This window comes from Peribacillus aracenensis (assembly GCF_025175645.1).
Classification (GTDB): Bacteria; Bacillota; Bacilli; order Bacillales; family DSM-1321; genus Peribacillus; species Peribacillus aracenensis.
In genome coordinates, this window is sequence record NZ_JANZMJ010000003.1 from 172,819 (window position 1) to 193,264 (window position 20,446).

Genomic DNA, 20,446 nt, shown 5'->3' on the forward strand with positions numbered 1-20,446 from the left:
CTTTCAAATTGAGTACCATTTTGGCAACCTACATGCCAAACTTGGGCAAAAAGATAATCAATCCAACTATTATAGAAAATATAGCATATATGAATACAGCTCCGGCTGCAATATCTTTTGCCTGCTTGGCAAGCGGATGGATTTGATCCGTTACCAGGTCCACTACCCTTTCAATCGCTGAATTAACGAGCTCCAGCGTAATCGTACCGGCTATTGCCGCTAAAATGAAAAGCCACTCCATCCCATTCAATGAGAAGTACCAACCAAAGAATACGACGATTGCCGTTATCGCGAAATGTATCTTGATATTGCGTTCCGTCCTAACGGCCTCCAAAATTCCCTGACAGGCAAAAGAGAAACTTTTTAATAAAGGATACTTTTTTTTACCCTTCTCTTGAAAGTCCATATTCTTCCAAGATCTCCTTTTGTTTAGTGAACATCACTTTTTCATCTTCTTCATTCATGTGGTCGAATCCTAATAAATGCAGAAAACCATGCAGTGCTAAAAATCCAAGTTCCCGGTCAAATGAATGACCATATTCTTCAGCCTGTTCTTTCGTGCGTTCAATGGAAATGATGATATCCCCTAACATGCGGGGCATTTCCGCACCGACAATTTCCACTTCATCTTCTCCCATTTCTTCAAGTGCAAAGGAAATGACATCTGTAGCTGAATCTTTATGTCGATATTCTTTATTGATTTCCCGAATCCTATCATTGTCTACAAATGTAACTGATAGCTCGGTGTCTTTTTCAATGTTTTCTTTTCTTGCCGCAAATTGCAGAATGCTTTCAACAAGCTGCTGAGCTTCCTCCGTTACTTCATTCGTTTCATCCATTAAATCGATAGCTAAAATCATTCTTTCACCTTCTGTCCTAATTTATCCGGCTCCGGATATTCAATCCTGGAGTGGAAGATACCATTCAGCGATTCACATAAGGAATGCTTCACGATACTCAATTCTCTCATAGTAATGTCGCATTCATCAAATTGACCATCAGAAATCCTGTCCTGAATGATGAAACTTACCAGCTCTTCAATCTTCTCCGGAGTTGGGTGCTTCATCGATCTCACTGCCGCTTCCACACTATCGGCTATGCCGATGACGGCCACTTCCTTCATTATCGCCCTCGGCCCGGGATATCGGTAGGCAGCTTCAAGTGTGGACTCATCCTGTTTTTTTGCCTTATGGTAGAAAAACTTCAATAAAGTCGTACCATGATGCTGCTCTGCAATATCCACAATCTCTTTCGGGAATTTGTGACCGCGCAGCATCTCCCCGCCATCTACGGCATGGGCAATGATGATATCCCTGCTCGTTTCCGGCTGCAGCCGATCATGCGGGTTCTCTTCATTCATCTGATTTTCGATGAAGAAGTGCGGCCGCTTCGTTTTACCTATATCATGATAATAGCTGCCGACCCTTGCCAGCAACCCATTCGACCCGATGGCTTCACAAGCCGATTCCGCCAAATTGGCGACCATTACACTGTGATGATATGTCCCCGGTGCCTCAATCAAGATCCTCCGCAATAACGGATGATTGGGATTCGAGAGCTCGATAAGCTTAATCGATGATAAAATCCCGAAACCTGCCTCGAAAAACGGTAACAGGCCCATTGTCAAAACGGCTGAACCCACTCCAGAACCTATGGCGGCAGCAGCATAATACAAGTACTCCATTCTAGTATAATGGCTGTCCATAATAAAGATGAGCGAAAAAACAAATGCTATATTGATTATAGACAATAGCAGCCCAGCTACCAGCACCTTTGATTTGAAATTTGGCCTGGATAGAATGATGATGGCAGTCAATCCCCCGAAAATGATATAAAGCCCCATCGAGAAATCCAGATTTCCAGGTGTATCACCATTAAATATAATCGTACCATACGAACCTAACAATATGATCATTGCCACCGTTAACTTGTCATTCAATAATATCTTGATAAGCATCGCCGCCATGGCACCCGGAAAAATGTATTCCAAATTCGAGTTTTTCAAGTCTGCCAGAATGCTGACCGTTTTCATGGTAACCATTGAAAGGATAAAGACAAGACTGAAGATCAATAACTGATTGTACTTGTTATCCTTTTTGGAAATGGAATAGTAGAAATAGTAATAAAAAGCGGCAAAAGTCAGGAATATGAATAATAGCAGGCCGATATACGGGTAAATGGTAGACTCCGTATTTAAGAAGCCTGCCAGTTCAAGCTGCCTATATACATCCCTGTCCACTAATTGATTTTCTTCAACGATGATCTGACCTTGAAGGATCCTGATCGGCTCCACGCTTTCAACCGCTTTCCTTCGCTGTTCCTCGGTTTTATCCTTATCGAAAAATACATTCTGAATGATTGCCGTACGTGCAAGGGAAGTGGAGGCTTTTTTCATATCGCCACTAATGCTCATATAATCCAATTCCTCTACAACCTTTTTCTTGGCATTTTCGACGTCACTTGCAGCGATCCGCGAGCTCATCACATTATTCACGGCTGTAATGGTTGAATCCTTCGCTATTTTCAACTCATCTTCATCCGCCTGAACTAATGCCAGGAATACGGATTCCTCGATATTTCTATTCACTTCATCGGTCAATTTTTCTTTTAATATGGAAACTTTTTGAGCATCCGTCTTTACGGTCTCTTTTTTATTGTCTTTTCCCTCCTCTTCTTTATGGTCTTTATCGGGGTCCGTTTCTTTATTGACCTCTATTGCTGAATCGAAAATGGATGAAATCAGATCGACTTTATTTTTGGCATATTCCTTTTTTAAAGAATAAACATCCGCCACCTGTTTTGAAATCTCTTCTTTTTCCTGTTCCGTCTTATAGGTATCTTCCACAGTCTTGGTTGAACGGATTGTTTGTTCCGCAGGCTTAAAAAGCTCTACCTGGACCCTTTCCGGCTTAACATTGGAGAACATTAACGCATACGCAAATAAACCAAGTATGATGAACAGAAGCACTTGAAAAAAGCGATGGACCAACAGCCCTTTTATTTGAGTGAAAAATTTCTGGATACGATTCAAGGAAGGTCCTCCTAAAAAAATGATGTTTATTATTCTAGATATGTAAAATCATAACAGTTTTCATGTGAATTTTCACCTTCGTATTGATAAATGTAGCTTCTTATCCACTTTTTCCCCATAAAGTTTGTCATTTAGACACATCACGAAAAATCCGCCGATTTAAATGGCGGATTTCTTCTTATGACTTCGCCTGCTCGTAAGCAGTAATGATTTTGGCGACAAGCGGATGCCTTACTACATCACTTTGTTCAAAATAAACAAAGGAAAGGCCTTTAACATTCTTCAAGATCTCTTCTACCCGGACTAGACCTGACTTCATGCCTTTCGGAAGGTCAATCTGGGTCCGATCTCCCGTAATGACCATTTTCGATCCGAAACCAAGCCGGGTCAAGAACATCTTCATTTGGGCTTCCGTCGTGTTCTGGGCTTCATCCAATATGACAAAGGCATCTTCAAGCGTACGGCCCCTCATATAAGCCAGAGGAGCTATTTCAATCGTTCCGCGCTCAATCATCCTTTGCGTCTGTTCCATCCCTAGGAGGTCATGGAGAGCGTCATACAGCGGCCGTAGATAAGGATCTACCTTTTCCTTCAGATCACCAGGCAGAAAGCCAAGGCTTTCCCCCGCTTCGACGGCAGGCCGTGTCAGGATGATCCGTTTAACATGTCCATTTTTCAATGCGTTGATGGCCATCACTACAGCAAGGTAGGTCTTCCCGGTTCCGGCAGGCCCAATTCCAAATACAAGATCCTGTTTCTTTATAGCCTGGATATAGTATCTTTGCCCGATTGTTTTGACTTTAATGGATTTCCCCTTAGCCGTTTTAGCTATTTCCTCATCATATAATTCACCGAAATACTCCAATGTGCCTTTTCTTGCCATTTCAATTGCATAAAGCACATCCCTGGAACTGATTGCAATTCCTTTTCTCACCACTGTCAATAATGCATTGAGGATTTCCTCCCCCATCGTTACCCGCTCGATATCCCCGGCAACACTCACCGCTTCACCTCGGGTTATGACGGAAATGCCAAGCTCCTCTTCAAGCACTTTTACATTTGAATCTCCATTGCCCAATAATGCGATCGCTTCATTGGGTGATTTTATTTCGAGCTTAATTACTTTCACATCATCTGCCATTCGTTAGTCTCCTTGAATGATTGGCTGTCCAATCGCTATATCTTCAATAACTTGGTAATGTATAGATAATTTAACTTTACCATTCTCCATGCTTTCGTGCAAAATTTTTTCCTCGATGATTTCATCTTCCTCTTCCAAATGCTTTTTCAATTCTGCTTTAGCCATTTTCCGGCCTTCCTTCACCGCTTCTTCCTCAGTATAACTTCGTACAATATCTTCCTTGCTCCTCAAGGTCACTTGTTTATAGGAAATGGGTAGTTCCCATTGAAGAAAGTGAAAAGGCCTCACTGTCGTTTCTTTTTCCTGTTTTTCATATCCCGGATCCTTGAAACCCCATACCGGAAGGGAAAAGCCCCCTATTTTCAAAAAGTGCCTGCTCGTTTCATCTCCGTTAAAAACAGAAAACTTGGTTTTTAACGGAACTTCCACTTTCGCTTTATACCACGTTTTCCCTTTTATTACACCCTGTGCCGATACAATCTCCTGTTTATCCTCTTTTCCAATCAATCCTGAAACAAGAAGCTGTCCTTTTCCTACATAATCATTCACATTAACAATAGATTGTCCCTTTTCAACGAACATATCAGCGATGATCGCTTTTTTTGAAGCAACCAAATTTTGTGGAGATGTTTTCTCGACCTCTTTAGGCTGCCGTTTTTCTACTACCCGAAAATGGTATGTCGTTCCCTTTAGCTCTACCCCTACCCATGTCAATGCCCCAATCCGATCCGACAGCTTACGCTGAATCGTATCCACATCATCAACAAAGAATTGCACCTTCCCGATCTTCACACCCATCTTGTCCAATTCTTTCCGGATCGCATGCTCGGTTGCCGGTTTGGCATCTTGAACCTCGATGCCCCAAACCATATTGGAAAGTACAAATATACAGAGCAGGAAAGCGATCATCCCCGCTAAAAACCCACTGTTTTTCATGACTCTCTTCATCAGGAAAGGGAACCCCTTTCCCTGCATGAACTTCACTTTACAATCGCTCTTACGCATGACCTGACGGAGTTTGGGGATATCCCTGATATCCAGATGGAAAATCAGGGCTTCACTTCCAACACGCTTCACATCCCAGATATGAAGCCCCCTTCTCGTCAGCATATTAATCAGCCGTTCTGCACCTTTGCCATAAGCCTTTACCTTTACATAGCCTGTATAATAGTTTGTCCATTGGTTTTTCATGGAGACCTCCCGGGATCATTCATTAATAAAATAGACCTTATCGATTTTGCCTTCGAGCATGATTTCTTCCGGCAAAATCGTCTTTATGACAAAGGCATTTCCCTTTATCAGCAACTGCCCATTTTTCAGCATCAATCGCACTTCGCTGTCTGTAAAAGCCAATAAGCCACGATGGTTTTCAATATAAATATGTAATTGTCCGATCATTGTAATTCGCGGCAGGTCCATCATGACATCTTGCGGAAGGTCCATTGTTTTGGTCATAAGCTGTTTCACTTTTTTTCCCCAATTGCGTGCCATAAAAAAGAACCCCCTTTCATCTCAATGTATGAAATGAAAGAGGGTTCTAGCACAAAATTATAAGTGATGAAAGTCTATTTTTTCATGCTCATTTAATGACGGGCTTAAAAATGCCCGTGGTTCCGAATCACCTTCTGGACCTCTGAAGACTTCTCTTCGCCCTTGGCGGTCCCAGCACTTCTGACATGATGATGCCATCAATCAGCTGCTTTTTACCAAAAGAAGGCCCTTTGCGATAGACCGGACTGTCATTATCTGAAATCGTTGATGTGATTTGATCCGCCTTCGCTTTTTGATATAAACGCTGCTGATCGTACTTCTGCTGAAGCCTTCTAAGCTCCGCAATCCTTTTGTTCGCCTCATTCGTCGTCTCATCGATCACTTCTACAGCCTGAGCTGCCTGCTGTTCGACTTTCCTTACGGGAGCAGGCGCAGGGCTTTGCTGCGGATTCTCCTGCTGCATTTCACCTTGAAGCTCCCGCATGACCTCCTGCCATTTCTTTTTCGGAGGCTTGTTAGGATCATCATATTGCTGAGGCTGCTTTTTCTTTCCTAGCATGGACGTTAAAATACCGATCAAGACAATGATAAGGAATGGGTTCTTGAGAAAGAAATCAATAAAATCTCCCATTTAAAGACCTTCCTTCCCTGACCTAAATATTATTATTGTTATTGTTGTTATCTTTTGGATTGTCTGATATTTTACTGATGGAATCGCGCATATCCGTATCGGCCGTGATATTTTGGATATTCATATAATCCATCACTCCAAGGTTTCCGCTTTTCAGTGCATCGGCCATGGCCAATGGAACTTCCGCTTCGGATTGAACAACCTTCGCTCTCATTTCCTGAACACGGGCAACCATTTCCTGTTCAAGTGCAACAGCCATCGCACGGCGTTCTTCAGCCTTTGCCTGGGCTATTTTCTTATCGGCTTCGGCTTGGTCCGTCTGTAATATGGCCCCGATATTTTTTCCGATATCCACTTCAGCGATATCAATGGAAAGGATTTCGAATGCCGTTCCTGAATCCAACCCTTTCGATAATACCGTTCTTGAAATCAAATCGGGGTTCTCAAGTACATCCGTATGCATTTTCGAAGCACCGATCGTCGATACGATCCCTTCACCTACACGGGCAATGATCGTCTCTTCACCGGCACCACCGACAAGGCGTTCAATATTGGCCCGGACCGTTATCCTTGCCTTCGCTTTCACTTCAATACCATTCATCGCCACACCAGAGATGAACGGAGTTTCAATCACTTTCGGGTTAACGCTCATTTGAACGGCTTCCAGTACATCACGTCCTGCAAGGTCAATGGCTGCACCCCGTTCGAAAGGAAGCACGATATTGGCACGTTCTGCAGCAATTAATGCATTCACCACTCGATCGACATTACCGCCTGCAAGGTAATGGCTCTCCAATTGATTCGTTGAAACATTGATACCCGCCTTATGGGCCTTGATAAGCGGGTTGACGACCCTGCTTGGTATAACACGGCGAAGCCTCATCCCTACTAATGTAAATATACTGATTTTGACTCCTGCCGCTAAGGCGGAAATCCATAGCATTACTGGTACGAATGTGAAAAACACTGCCAATACGATGATGGCAGCAATCACTGCCAGTACAATAAATATCGTTCCTGAAGTTATCACTTAATGATTCATCCTTCCTGTATCTTTTAATTTTAATTTGAATCCGGAATTTCCCGGACGACTACCCTTGATCCTTCAACTTTAACGATGATGATTGACGAACCTTTGGAAATAAAGCTTCCTTCAGTCACGACATCCACTCTTTCTTCTTTGACCAAAGCTGTTCCTGAAGGCCTCAAATCTGTAAGGGCCTTCCCTTCTACACCTAATAAATCCAAACGGTTCGGATTGCTGACATATCCTTGTTCCGTTTTTGTTGCATCGGTTAATATCATTTTCCTGAAAAATTTCATCTGTTTTCCAAACACCTTTACAAGTAGGATGAATACCAAAATGGATACGGTGACCGCAATTAGCAAGGATATCGTCATATGGACCGGATCACCTGTTGCGAGGAATAAACTCCCCACTATCGCGGTAAATCCGAGCAGCCCGATAATCCCCCCTGGGATAAAAAATTCAATTAGTACGAGAATGACCCCGATGATGAACATCGCCAACGATTCGTATCCGGTGATACCGGCGACAAGATGACCATAGAAAAATAAGACAAGACTGGTGATCCCAATGACCCCCGGAATTCCAAAACCGGGTGAAAACAATTCGATCACAATTCCGATTCCCGCTATCGTTAACAAAATGGGAACGACGATTGGGTTGGTCAAAAAGCGGGCAAGTTTCTCAGGAAAGCTTTCTTCGATTGACCGAATATCAGCATCCTCGACTCCAAGTATACTATACAGCTCCGCTTTCCCAGAGACGGTGCCTTCACTATATCCAGCCTTTTTTGCCTGTTCAGCTGTAAATGTCAGCAACTTCCCTTTTTCCGCTCCATATTCGGGCAGATCGATGTCAACATCCGCCATCGCCTGGGCGTATATGGGATCACGTCCATTTTGTTCTGCAGCAGTCTTCATGGCAGCTAACCAATAAGACTGCGCTTTCTTACCTGCAGCATTCCCCGTTGAATCTATCACAGCCGCAGATCCCATGGTGGCGCTTGGAACCATATAGATCTCATCTGCACTTAGAGAAATGTATGCCCCTGCAGATAATGCCCTGTTATTGACATAGGCAACTGTCTTGATTGGTGAATCCGACAGTAACTTTGCAATTTCCCCCGCTGCATCCACAGCACCTCCAGGGGTATTCACCTCGAAAACGACAAGATCTGCATCAGCTGCCTCAGCAGTGGTCAGTGCGCGCTCCAAAAAGGCCGAGAGTCCCTTTTCCACCGTTTCTTCAATTGGAACATGGTAAACGATCTTCTCGTTTGCAGATGCCGTCGCCCCCCAAAAAGAAGACATGGTGAACAGCAATCCAAATAAGAGTACAGATAAATAACGCCAAATTTTCAACGGAACGCCCCCTTTCCCGTATTAAACGCGGTAAGTGCCTCCATCGTTCAGGAGGAACACCTACCAGTAAATTCAGCACGCAACTAAAATTCGAATAAGGAGCAAATGAAGCGACCCTTTACTCTGTTCTTTAGTTATTACGTATGTATATGAAAAAGGTTTCAAAAAAAAGCAAATAAAATTAAAAGTGACCCCATTTTCTTGGGCTGCGTCTCAATAATATACGCTAAAAATTCATGAAATACACAAAAACCACAGGCAATTTGCCTGCGGTTAGGTTTCGAGTTTTAAGTTTAGAGTTTAAGATAGATGTTGTTGTACTAATTTGTTTACTAGAGAACCATCCGCTTTACCTTTAACTTTAGGCATTAAAGCTCCCATAACTCGCCCCATATCTGCTTTGGATGTTGCTTTGACTTCTTCAATCGTTTGTTTAACGATTTTAGAAATGTCTTCTTCTGAAAGTTGCTCAGGCATATATGCCTCTACGTATACTAGTTCGGTGCGGACTTTATCCACGAGATCTGAACGACCTGCGTTTTCAAACTCCTGGAGGGAGTCTTTGCGTTGTTTTAATTCGCGAGAGAGCACTGTCAATTCTTCATCATCTGTTAAATCTTGTCTCTGCTTCATGGCTTCGTTTTGAATAGAAGCTTTCAGCATCCGAATAACAGATAGTTTGTCCTTTTCCTTGTTCTTCATCGCTTGTTTCATATCATTATTTAAACGCTCGAGAAGACTCATCTTTCCACCCTCTCTTAGAATTTACGTTTTCTTGCAGCTTCAGACTTTTTCTTACGTTTTACGCTTGGCTTTTCATAAAATTCACGCTTCCTAGCTTCCTGAAGCGATCCTGCTTTAGATACAGTACGTTTGAAACGACGAAGAGCATCTTCAAGCGATTCGTTTTTACGAACGACGGTTTTAGACATCTCTTTCCCTCCCTCCGAAAACAACACACTAACTCAAGTTGTCAACATGTTATACATGTACTAAACAATTATAATATATCATCTTTAGCAGGTCAACTAATAAAATCAAACTTATTTTGAATATCATCATGTTATTATCATAATTTTTCACGAAACGATGATTCAATTTGCATGAGAATCCAAATTATAGCATGTCTCCCGTCATTGGGCCATAAGCTTACTATGAGGTGACAGTCATGCATGAGCTATTTTCATTCCTTTTATTCATTGCGATATTTTTGGCAGGTATGTCGGTTTTACGAATCGGACTGTTCAATATGTCGGGTGCAGCATTAAAAACTTTTCTCTCAAAGGTTACGGATAAGCCATGGAAAGGCTTCATGGCCGGAACCATCTTTACCGGGATCCTGCAGAGCAGCTCGGCGGTCATGGTCATGACGGTCGGCCTCGTTTCCGCAGGAAGCATAACGTTCCCGCAAACAATTGGGATTATTCTTGGAACGAATATCGGATCCACCTTTACAGCAGAGTTCATGACCTTCTCTCTGGATCGTTGGATCATTCCCGGTGTCGTAAGCGGCGCTTTCCTTTGCTTCTTGCCAAAAGCATTACCAAGAAGCATAGGGATGTCACTGATCGGAATCTCGGCCATCTTCGCAGCGATGAGTGGTTTTAAAACGCTTTCGACACCGATTGCAGCCTATCCATCCATACAAACGCTCATCCATTACATAGAGGGCCACATGAGCTATGCCCTATTAGCCGGGATATTATTGACAGCACTCATCCACTCCAGTTCGGCAACCATCGGGATAGCCATGAGCTTTTTGATGAATGGGGAGTTATCCGTCTCTTCCGCAATCATCATCATGCTCGGATCGAATATAGGCACTTGCATCACCGGATACATGGCCAGCATCGGTTCCGGTAGACAAGCCGCCTTCACAGCTTATGCACATATTTGGCTAAACGTCATCGGGGTTGCCGCATTCCTGCCTTTTGTGGACATCTTGGAAAGGACTGCTGCCTTTTTCACCGAAAACAAAGGGACACAGCTGGCCCATGCCAGTGTCATTTTCAATATCTTGACTTCTTTGGCCGTCTTGCCATTTGCGAGGCAATTCTCCAACCTCATTCTTTTGGTGCATCGGCCACATTTTAAAAAATAAGGAGCTGTCCAAAAGTCATTGGAGACTTTTAGACAGCTTCGTAGGAAGGATGGATATCACATGTAGCTGCACCAGATATAAATGGATGAATGATTACTGGGGGTTTTTCAATAAGCTCAAACCACTCGATATAACAGCAGCTGATATCAAAACCTCAAGAGAAAGATGTTAAATCAAAAAACGGTTATTGAAGTGTCATATACCCAAAATTTCACCACTCTTATAAAGTAGTGTTAGTGATAAAAAAAAATTAAAAACCTTTTTTCATTTCCCTCCCCCTGTTCATGCATTTATATAAGCAATTTTACTTCCTGTTTGATTCCCCTTAATATTTATTAAATCCACAATAAGCTTTTTTTGAATCATGGGTTCCAAAAATGATACGGGTCCTCTTTTTTCATGGAAGTAAAAGTCATGGGTCATTACCAGTTCAAACCGTTTTTTATGGAAATAATAAAAAGAGGCGAAGAAAAATAAAATATTTTTCTTCGCCTCTTTTATTTCAGGGAGTTATTATATGTTCCCTTTTTAAAATCAATAATCAGAATCAGCCGTTAAGCCCTTTACGATGGAGACACCTGCACTTGCTCCAATTCTTGTTGCACCAGCTTCAATCACTTTCTGGGCATCGCTCGTGTTACGGACTCCGCCTGAAGCTTTGACACCGATATCCGGGCCAACCGTTTTTCTCATAAGCGTGATATCTTCAACAGTCGCTCCGCCGGTCGAAAAACCAGTTGATGTTTTCACATAATCCGTTCCTGCTTTTACGGCCAATTCACATGCACGGACCTTTTCTTCATCAGTCAATAAAGAAGTTTCAATGATCACCTTTGAAAGAGCCTTACCAGTGGATGCCGCTATTACAGCACGGATATCCCGCTCTACCAACTCATCATCCTTGTCCTTCAATGCGCCGATATTGATTACCATATCGACTTCGTGAGCGCCATTGGAGATGGCGTCTTTCGTTTCAAAAGCTTTGGTTTCCGGCGTGGTTGCACCTAGAGGGAAACCGATGACCGTACAAACCTTCACTTCTGAACCTTCCAAAAGTTCGCTTGCATATTTCACCCAAGTCGGGTTTACGCATACGGAAGCAAAGTTATACTCTCTCGCTTCTTCGCATAATACCTTAATTTGCTCTTTGGTTGCATCTGCTTTTAATAACGTGTGGTCAATTATACCTGCTACATTTTGTGACATTAATAAATCCTCCTCAAAAACAATCTATAACTAGTTGTACGTACCTCTCATGATACCATAGTTTATCCACTTTGACGATATATATAGTCTTTACCCGAAAGTGCCAAGAAAACACATAAAAAGAGGATAAAAAAAAGACAGCGATTAACCGCTGTCTTAGATATTGGATGCTTGTTGCAACGGAAAATCCTTCACTACCGTCACGAACTGACCTTCACTAGATGGATAGCCAGACTTTGTAATCTTCACTTTGACGATTTCACCGACCATTTCATCTGAAGCCGGAAAGACGATTTTCATGTAATTATCGGAATAGCCCTCATAAAGGCCACTTTCCAACTTCGTTTCAGGAATGACTTCCAGAACTTCCCCCTCAAATCGGGAGGCATACTCTTTTGCCAGCTGATCCGACAACGCGATAAGGCGGTGGACGCGTTCATTTTTGATATCTTCATCCACTTGATCTTCCATACGGGCAGCCGGAGTCCCTGTCCTTTTTGAATAAGGGAAAACATGAAGTTCGGAGAATTTATATTTTTCTATAAAGTTATATGTCTCCATGAATTCTTCTTCGGTTTCACCCGGGAAACCTACGATGACATCAGAGGTAACAGCAAGACCCGGAAGTGCAATTTTCAACTTTTCGATTCGATCACCGAAGAAATCCATCGTATATTTACGTCTCATCCGTTTTAGAACTGTATCGGAACCCGATTGGATTGGTATATGCAAATGACGTACCACTTTTTTCGAATTCGTCAGCACTTCGATGATTTCATCTGTAATTTGGCTGGCTTCAATGGAGGAAATACGGATACGCTTCAGCCCATCGACTTTTTCCAAGTCCTGCAGCAGCATCGCCAAATTATAGTCTTTTAAATCGTCTCCGTAGCCGCCAGTATGAATTCCGGTGAGGACTAGCTCTTTATAGCCTGCCTCGACAAGCTGTTCAGCTTGGTGAATGACTTCTTTTGGATCGCGGGAACGCATCAAGCCACGGGCCCAAGGGATGATGCAGAAAGTGCAGAAATTATTGCAACCTTCCTGGATCTTAAGTGAAGCGCGTGTACGATCTGTAAAAGCAGGTACATCCAGCTCTTCGTAGACACGGTTTTTCATGATATTTCCTACAGCATTGATTGGTTCACGTTCCACCTTGAATTGCTCAATGTAATCAAGGAGTTTAACCCTATCTTGTGTTCCTACAACAATATCCACACCTGGTATGGCCATGATTTCTGCCGGCGATGTCTGTGCATAACATCCCGTTACCGCTATGACGGCATTCGGGTTCTTACGAATGGCACGACGGATGACCTGACGGCTTTTCTTATCGCCAGTGTTTGTCACTGTGCATGTGTTGATGACATATACATCCGATGCATTTTCAAACTCAACACGATCATATCCCCCAGTTTTGAATAATTGCCATATAGCCTCTGTTTCATAATGATTCACTTTACAGCCTAATGTATGGAAAGCGACCGTTGCCATTTTTCATCACCTCAAAAGTTCTACATGATAAGAAACAGCGGAAAGTGCATATAAAGGTGCTGTTTCAGTTCTTAATATTCTTGGTCCAAGACCGCAAGCCATAAAACCGGCATCAGTCAGTTTTTCAATTTCCCTATCTGCTAAACCACCTTCAGGCCCAAATACGAATAGGATGGACTGCCCAGCAGTTAAATCTTTCAAGACAGAAGCGAGTACAGAAGCTTCCCCCCGTTTCGCCTCTTCTTCAAAAGCGATTAATTTATGATCGAAACCAGTTGCATAACCAGCAAGCTGATCTGCCGTCATCGGTTCCTTGATGGCAGGGATAACCGTGCGGTGGGACTGCTCAGCCGCCTCTTTTGAAATCTTCTGGAGTCTCTCCAATTTCTTACTTACCTTTTTGTGGTCCCATTTTACCACCGAACGAGCAGCAATAAAAGGGATAAATTCAACGGCACCCAGTTCAGTACCCTTTTGAACGATATATTCCAATTTATCCCCTTTAGGCAGACCGCTCGCTATCACAACCCTTACAGGAAGTTCTTTTTCTTCATTCTTCCATTCGGTAACTGTCCCTATAACCGCATCATCAGTAATTTCCGAAATTTCTGCGATAGCCGTCATACCATTACCTTTCACCGTGATGATCCGTTCCCCTGGTCCCATTCTCATCACCCTGGCTATATGGTGAAAATCATCACCTGATATCTTCACCGTGTTTCCATTGATGTCTACTTCGTTAAGAAAATACCGTTGCACACTGCCACCTACTTCGTCTAGTCTAAAAAACTCACAGGCTAACAGTCAGGAATCCGGAATGCAAGCCGTGCAAAGATTCAAGCTAAAAAAAGGTACTCTGACTATCAAAAAAACCGATAATCAGAGTAACTTTTCAATTAATCATTTCTTTTCGCGATTATTGCCACCCAATCTTCCATCAAAATCGTTTCCTCAACGGTGAATCCAGATGCTATAATCGCTTCCTTTACATCTTGTTTCTTAGTTTGAATGATTCCGGAAGCGATGAAATATCCGCCAGGTTTAACCACTTTCGCTACATCATCCGTAAAACGCATGATCACTTCAGCAAGAATATTAGCCACGACGATATCCGCTTGTTCATTCACACCATCCAGTAAATTGCCTTGTGAGACAGACACTTTATCCTGCACGTTATTTAGTTCCACGTTTTGTTGGGCTGACTGCACTGCCACTTCATCCAAATCAAGGGACTGGATTCGTTTTGCGTCCAATAATGCCGCTGCTATACTCAGAACACCAGAACCAGTTCCTACATCAACGACTAAATCCCCAGGCTGCACTGTACGCTCCAGCGCTTGGATGCACATGACCGTCGTCGGGTGTGTACCCGTTCCGAAGGCCATGCCTGGATCAAGTTCAATGATCAATTCGTCACTGCTTACTGGAGTGTAGTCTTCCCATGTTGGCACGATAGTAAAACGTTCGGATATCTTGACAGGGTTATAATATTTTTTCCAAGCCGTCGCCCACTCTTCTTCATTCACTTCACTAATTGAAACAACATTCTTCCCAAGGTCTATATCAAAAAGAAGGAGATTATTGATTGATTCCTTAATAGCATCAATGGTATCGCCAAGGAAGCTGTTAACAGGCAGATAAGCCTTAATGACTACACCTTCATTCGGATAATCATCTGGGTTTAAGTGGTAGATTTCGCCAAAAACATTTTCTCGTTCCTTGACTAATTCTAGAGGATCCTCAATGACAACACCACTCGCACCTGCCTCATGAAGAATATTCGAAACAGGTTCAACCGCTTCATTCGTTGTTTGGATTGCAAATTCAGACCACTTCATAATCTACCAACTCCCAATTTGTTCTTTTACTTTTATTCACCTATCTTTAAAAGCACGCTTTACCTTTGAGAAAAATCCATCATCTTGTTCATCTACGCCTTGTCCGCTGATATCACTGAACTCACGAAGCAGGTCCTTTTGTTTTTCCGTTAATTTCTTAGGCGTGACCACTAATACGACCACATGCTGATCTCCTTGGCCATATCCTCTGACATTCGGAACCCCTTTGCCTTTTAAACGGAAACGAGTGCTTGTTTGTGTACCTGCAGGAATCTTCAGCTTCACTTTTCCATGAAGCGTTGGAACTTCTATTTCATCCCCTAATGCTGCCTGGGCAAAAGTAACCGGCATTTCGCAATAAATATCATCGCCATCCCGCTCAAAGAATTCATGGCTGCGCACATGGAAGACTACATATAGGTCTCCTGCCGGACCGCCATTGATTCCTGGCTCTCCTTGGCCGGTTACACGCAACTGCTGGCCATCATCAATGCCTGCTGGCACCTTGACTTGGATCTTTTTACGTTTTTGGACTTTTCCGTCACCGCCGCATGTTGAACATTTATGAGGAATGATTTTCCCTGTTCCTTGACAATGGTGACATGCTCTCCGGTTCACAATCCTTCCGAACGCTGTGTTTTGTTCAACATTCAATTGACCGGTTCCATGGCAATGTGAACAGTTTTCCACTTTTGTACCTGGTTTGGCACCGGATCCTTTACAAGTATCACAATTCTCTTCACGCGGAATTTCGATTTCAGTATCTTTTCCGAATGCAGCCTCTTCAAAAGAGAGCGTCATCGTATATTGTAAATCCGCCCCTTGACGCGGTGCATTAGGATCTCTCCTGCGTCCGCCGCCTCCAAAAAAACTACTGAAAATATCTTCAAAACCGCCGAAACCGCCAAAGTCCTGACCGCCAAAGCCTTGATTTGGATCTGTGTGTCCGAATTGGTCATAATGGGCCTTTTTCTGTTCGTCACTCAATACTTCGTAAGCTTCTTTGATTTCCTTGAATTTATCCGCAGCATCGTCCGCTTTATTAATATCAGGGTGATATTTTTTGGAGAGCTTTCGATACGCTTTTTTGATTTCATCCTTCGAAGCACTCTTCGAAAGGCCTAACACCTCATAATATTCGCGTTTACTCATATCTAAAATCCACTCCCGATTCGATTCACATAAAGGTAATATTATCACTGAACGAAGATAATAATCAACTAGAAAAGTGCAAACGGCTTTAACACATTTTTGCAAATGGTATTGCCAGTGCCAATTTGCACACATTTCCCTCTAAAATCCAACGATTCCCCACCAGTGATTGTAACACTTCCAGAATTCCATTCACTGTAAAAAAAGCCAAAGTCAAGATAACCTGACTTTGACTTTTTTTACAATGGCAGGCAGAAATACTGCCCAATATATCAGTGTCCCGATTGGGCCACTTTTTATTTTTTCTCTTCTTCGTTAACTTCCGTGTATTCAGCATCAACCACATTATCGTCTTTAGCAGACTCGCCAGCACCGGCTTCGCCAGCTTGCTGAGCTTTTGCCGCTTCTTCATAAAGCTTCATTGTCAAAGCTTGAACGATTTCGTTAAGCGCATCCTTTTTCACGCGGATTTCTTCAAGCTCATTTTTCTCGATTGCAGCTTTCAGTTCATCCTTCGCTTCATTCGCTTTTGTTACTTCCGCTTCGTCCACTTTACCTTCTAGATCTTTAAGCGTTTTTTCCGTTTGGAAAACTAATTGATCGGCTTCGTTACGAAGTTCGACTTCTTCTTTACGTTGTTTGTCGCTATCGGCATTTTCTTCCGCTTCACGTACCATGCGTTCGATCTCTTCATCAGAAAGTCCTGAAGATGATTTGATGGTGATCGCTTGTTCTTTGTTTGTGCCAAGATCTTTCGCACGAACGTTCACGATACCGTTTTTATCGATATCGAAAGTCACTTCAACTTGTGGAATTCCACGAGGTGCCGGTGGAATGTCACTCAATTGGAAACGACCAAGAGTTTTGTTATCCGCTGACATTGGACGCTCACCTTGAAGGACATGGATATCAACTGCCGTTTGATTATCAGCAGCTGTCGAGAATACTTGTGATTTACTTGTCGGAATCGTAGTATTACGGTCAATCAGTTTCGTGAATACTCCGCCCATCGTTTCAATTCCAAGTGAAAGTGGTGTCACATCAAGAAGGACAACGTCTTTAACATCCCCTGTCAATACGCCACCTTGAATTGCAGCACCCATAGCCACTACTTCATCAGGGTTTACACCTTTGCTTGGTTCTTGACCGATTTCCTTTTTGATCGCTTCAACAACCGCAGGAATACGTGTAGATCCACCAACAAGGATTACTTTGTCGATTTCAGATGCTGAAAGACCAGCATCTTTCAATGCTTGACGAGTTGGTCCCATAGTGCGTTCCACAAGACCTGCAGAAAGCTCATCGAACTTAGCTCTTGTCATCGATACATCCAAGTGAAGCGGGCCAGCTTCTCCAGCAGTGATGAACGGTAAAGAAATTTGAGTTGATGTTACGCCGGAAAGATCTTTTTTCGCTTTTTCAGCTGCATCTTTCAAACGTTGAACCGCCATTTTATCTTTTGAAAGATCGATTCCGTTTTCTTTCTTGAATGCTTCAACTAAGTAATCGATGATGACTTGGTCGAAATCATCCCCACCTAGACGGTTGTCACCAGCTGTGGACTTAACTTCGAAAACGCCGTCCCCAAGTTCCATGATCGATACGTCAAATGTACCGCCGCCAAGGTCGAATACAAGGATCGTTTGATCTTCTTCCGTTTTATCCAAACCGTATGCAAGTGCTGCAGCTGTCGGTTCGTTGATGATACGTTCCACTTCAAGGCCGGCAATTTGACCAGCATCCTTAGTTGCTTGACGTTCTGCATCATTGAAGTAAGCAGGTACTGTGATAACCGCTTTAGTAACTTTTTCACCAAGATACTCTTCAGCATATGATTTCAAGTATTGAAGGATGATTGCAGAAACTTCTTGAGGTGAGTATTCTTTTCCTTCAATGACTTCTTTATGGTCGGTACCCATATGGCGTTTAATGGAAATGATAGTGTTAGGGTTTGTAATCGCTTGGCGTTTCGCCACTTCCCCTACTTGCCTTTCTCCATTTTTGAATGCCACTACGGATGGAGTTGTACGGTTTCCTTCTGGATTCGGGATTACTTTTGGTTCCCCGCCTTCAAGTACAGATACACAAGAGTTTGTTGTACCTAAGTCAATACCAATAATCTTGCTCATAGTTTCACTACCTCCCAATTATTTATATGTAAAAATCCTATTCGTTCACTTTTACCATTGCAGGTCGAATCACACGGTCTTTAAGGATGTATCCTTTTTGGAATTCCTCGACGACGATGTTCGAACCGAAATTTTCATCTTGAACTTGCATGACCGCTTGATGCAAACGCGGATCGAACTCTTCGCCAACTGAACTGATCGGTTCGATGCCTTCTTTATTCAATGCATCAATGATCGCTTTATAGACCATTTCCATGCCGGATAGCAAGGATTTTGTCTGTTCATTATCCGCTTCGATTTTTGTAGCTCTTTCAAAATTATCAAGAGCCTCCACCAAATCACTAGCAATACTTTGAACTCTATATTTTTGGGCCGCCTCCATATCAAGCTTGGCACGGCGTCTTGAATTATCAAAATCGGCCTGCAGACGAAGGTAACGGTTATCCATTTCTTCGATTTTCGCCTCAAGTTCGGCAATCTTTTCATGAGCCAATTGAAGTTCATCTTTTTCAACCGGAGTTTCCTCATGGTTTTCTTCCGCCGGAATTTCTTCTTCAGCGAAAACTGCTTCTGCAGTGCTTTCCTCGATTGTTTCATTTTCCAATGTTTGTTCTTCGTTTTTATTTTCTGTCACAATCTCACCTCCCTAAAAGGGTTATACAATTTATGCTAAAGTAATATGCCAGGCCGCGGAATATACTTCTCCGCCACCTTAACAATATTACCTTTGCTACTATTTTTGATACAGTTTTGTCATCAGGGCCGTTAAATCTTTCGAGAAAAACGAAAGCAAACTGATCACTCTCGAGTATTCCATTCTCGTTGGACCCAATATGGCCAATGTGCCAACTTGCTCCTGCCCGATTGAGTAGGTTGCCGTAATCAAACTGCAGTCATCGAGCACTGTGTTTTGATTTTCACGGCCGATCTTGACGTGGATGCCCGATGGATTTTGAGTAATAAGTTCATAAAATCCCTGTTCCTGTTCAATCATCGATAAAAGCGTGCTTACTTTAGCAATATCATGGAACTCCGGCTGCCTCAGCATATTCGTTTTCCCGCCGAAAAATATTTTTTCGGGTTTTGTGTCCGTCAGGGTCTCCGCAAGGATCGAGACCATCGATCCATAGTTATGAATGTGGCGGCTCAATAGAACTGCAACTTCCTTATAGATCTTATCCTTTAAATCAACTAACGGAACATCGACCAAACGGGAATTCAATATGTTCACCATCTTTTCAATTTCGTTTATATCTAAAGAAGGCGGTAAGGAAATCATTCGATTTTCCACATGACCTGTATCTGTAATAATGATGGCTATTGCCGTTTCAGGACTTAAAGGAATGATCTGGATTTTTTTCAGCTTATGCTCATTCACTTTTGGCCCGAGTACAATCGCCGTATAATTCGTCAGTTCCGAAAGTATTTTCGCCGACTTCTGAACGATCTTTTCCAATTCATAAATTCGTTCTACAAAGACGGATTTTAATATCTTCATTTCATTCTTTTTCGGAGCTTGAGGAGAAAGTAAATGATCCACATAATATCTATACCCTTTTTCAGAAGGGATCCTACCGGAAGAAGTATGGGTTTTTTCTAAAAATCCCATTTCTTCTAGATCAGACATTTCGTTGCGAATTGTGGCAGAGCTGAACGTAATTTCTTCTTTCTTCGACAAGCTTCGCGACCCGACTGGCTGGGCAGAATGGATGAAATCCTCGATTATCACTTGTAGAATCAATAATTGACGATCAGTTAGCATGTAAGATCACCTCTGTTAGCACTCTGTCTTATCGAGTGCTAATATACTAATAAATTATCAAATGAAGCTTATGATGTCAACA

20 protein-coding genes are annotated in these 20,446 nt (G+C 42.6%); 1 reads left to right on the forward strand and 19 read right to left on the reverse strand.

Annotation, left to right across the window (positions count from 1 at the left end; genetic code table 11):
• Positions 1-28 precede the first annotated feature (28 nt).
• From N0M92_RS05095 to rpsU, 11 genes are all read right to left on the reverse strand, one after another.
• The gene (locus tag N0M92_RS05095) at positions 29-406 is read right to left on the reverse strand and encodes a diacylglycerol kinase family protein (RefSeq protein ID WP_260284726.1); all 378 of its coding nucleotides are present in this window, start codon (positions 404-406) and stop codon (positions 29-31) included.
• Entirely contained in the window at positions 384-860 is a 477-nt protein-coding gene (ybeY, locus tag N0M92_RS05100; protein ID WP_034308501.1) for an rRNA maturation RNase YbeY, read from the reverse strand. The genes N0M92_RS05095 and ybeY overlap by 23 nt, the downstream gene beginning before the upstream one ends.
• Positions 857-3,031: an HD family phosphohydrolase gene (locus N0M92_RS05105; RefSeq protein WP_260284727.1), complete on the reverse strand. Its 2,175-nt coding sequence runs from the start codon at positions 3,029-3,031 to the stop codon at positions 857-859. The genes ybeY and N0M92_RS05105 overlap by 4 nt, the downstream gene beginning before the upstream one ends.
• 178 nt (positions 3,032-3,209) lie before the next feature.
• On the reverse strand, positions 3,210-4,172 hold the full coding sequence (locus tag N0M92_RS05110) for a PhoH family protein (protein WP_260284728.1): 963 nt from the start codon (positions 4,170-4,172) through the stop codon (positions 3,210-3,212).
• 3 nt (positions 4,173-4,175) lie between these two features.
• The gene (gene yqfD / locus N0M92_RS05115) at positions 4,176-5,363 is read right to left on the reverse strand and encodes a sporulation protein YqfD (protein WP_260284729.1); all 1,188 of its coding nucleotides are present in this window, start codon (positions 5,361-5,363) and stop codon (positions 4,176-4,178) included.
• A gap of 15 nt (positions 5,364-5,378) precedes the next feature.
• Complete coding sequence (gene yqfC / locus N0M92_RS05120) at positions 5,379-5,663, reverse strand: sporulation protein YqfC (RefSeq protein ID WP_034308511.1); 285 nt, start codon at positions 5,661-5,663, stop codon at positions 5,379-5,381.
• 127 nt (positions 5,664-5,790) lie between these two features.
• On the reverse strand, positions 5,791-6,294 hold the full coding sequence (locus N0M92_RS05125) for a hypothetical protein (protein WP_260284730.1): 504 nt from the start codon (positions 6,292-6,294) through the stop codon (positions 5,791-5,793).
• A gap of 22 nt (positions 6,295-6,316) precedes the next feature.
• Complete coding sequence (gene floA / locus N0M92_RS05130) at positions 6,317-7,306, reverse strand: flotillin-like protein FloA (RefSeq protein WP_387598227.1); 990 nt, start codon at positions 7,304-7,306, stop codon at positions 6,317-6,319.
• Between the two features lie 50 nt (positions 7,307-7,356).
• Positions 7,357-8,676: an NfeD family protein gene (locus N0M92_RS05135; RefSeq protein WP_370662594.1), complete on the reverse strand. Its 1,320-nt coding sequence runs from the start codon at positions 8,674-8,676 to the stop codon at positions 7,357-7,359.
• A 306-nt stretch (positions 8,677-8,982) separates the two neighbouring features.
• On the reverse strand, positions 8,983-9,426 hold the full coding sequence (locus N0M92_RS05140; protein WP_192205606.1) for a GatB/YqeY domain-containing protein: 444 nt from the start codon (positions 9,424-9,426) through the stop codon (positions 8,983-8,985).
• Positions 9,427-9,440: 14 nt separating this feature from the next.
• Positions 9,441-9,614 carry a 30S ribosomal protein S21 gene (gene rpsU / locus N0M92_RS05145; RefSeq protein WP_028391853.1) on the reverse strand — a complete coding sequence of 58 codons (174 nt, stop codon included), beginning with the start codon at positions 9,612-9,614 and terminating at the stop codon, positions 9,441-9,443.
• 236 nt (positions 9,615-9,850) lie between these two features.
• Between rpsU and N0M92_RS05150 the strand changes: the two genes are divergently transcribed.
• Positions 9,851-10,783 carry a Na/Pi symporter gene (locus tag N0M92_RS05150; RefSeq protein WP_260284731.1) on the forward strand — a complete coding sequence of 311 codons (933 nt, stop codon included), beginning with the start codon at positions 9,851-9,853 and terminating at the stop codon, positions 10,781-10,783.
• 534 nt (positions 10,784-11,317) lie between these two features.
• Here N0M92_RS05150 and deoC read toward each other — a convergent pair.
• The 8 genes from deoC to hrcA form a co-directional block, all read right to left on the reverse strand.
• On the reverse strand, positions 11,318-11,989 hold the full coding sequence (deoC, locus tag N0M92_RS05155) for a deoxyribose-phosphate aldolase (RefSeq protein ID WP_260284732.1): 672 nt from the start codon (positions 11,987-11,989) through the stop codon (positions 11,318-11,320).
• Between the two features lie 156 nt (positions 11,990-12,145).
• On the reverse strand, positions 12,146-13,483 hold the full coding sequence (mtaB, locus tag N0M92_RS05160) for a tRNA (N(6)-L-threonylcarbamoyladenosine(37)-C(2))-methylthiotransferase MtaB (protein ID WP_260284733.1): 1,338 nt from the start codon (positions 13,481-13,483) through the stop codon (positions 12,146-12,148).
• Positions 13,484-13,489: 6 nt separating this feature from the next.
• Positions 13,490-14,242: a 16S rRNA (uracil(1498)-N(3))-methyltransferase gene (locus tag N0M92_RS05165; RefSeq protein WP_260284734.1), complete on the reverse strand. Its 753-nt coding sequence runs from the start codon at positions 14,240-14,242 to the stop codon at positions 13,490-13,492.
• Between the two features lie 137 nt (positions 14,243-14,379).
• Entirely contained in the window at positions 14,380-15,321 is a 942-nt protein-coding gene (gene prmA, locus N0M92_RS05170) for a 50S ribosomal protein L11 methyltransferase (RefSeq protein WP_260284735.1), read from the reverse strand.
• A 36-nt stretch (positions 15,322-15,357) separates the two neighbouring features.
• Positions 15,358-16,473, reverse strand: a complete 1,116-nt coding sequence (gene dnaJ / locus N0M92_RS05175; protein ID WP_260284736.1) for a molecular chaperone DnaJ — start codon at positions 16,471-16,473, stop codon at positions 15,358-15,360.
• A 296-nt stretch (positions 16,474-16,769) separates the two neighbouring features.
• The gene (gene dnaK / locus N0M92_RS05180; RefSeq protein WP_260284737.1) at positions 16,770-18,602 is read right to left on the reverse strand and encodes a molecular chaperone DnaK; all 1,833 of its coding nucleotides are present in this window, start codon (positions 18,600-18,602) and stop codon (positions 16,770-16,772) included.
• Positions 18,603-18,639: 37 nt separating this feature from the next.
• Positions 18,640-19,236 (reverse strand): nucleotide exchange factor GrpE, encoded by a 597-nt coding sequence (grpE, locus tag N0M92_RS05185; protein WP_260284738.1) that lies wholly within the window; start codon positions 19,234-19,236, stop codon positions 18,640-18,642.
• A 99-nt stretch (positions 19,237-19,335) separates the two neighbouring features.
• Positions 19,336-20,364 carry a heat-inducible transcriptional repressor HrcA gene (gene hrcA / locus N0M92_RS05190; protein WP_260284739.1) on the reverse strand — a complete coding sequence of 343 codons (1,029 nt, stop codon included), beginning with the start codon at positions 20,362-20,364 and terminating at the stop codon, positions 19,336-19,338.
• Positions 20,365-20,446 lie beyond the last annotated feature (82 nt).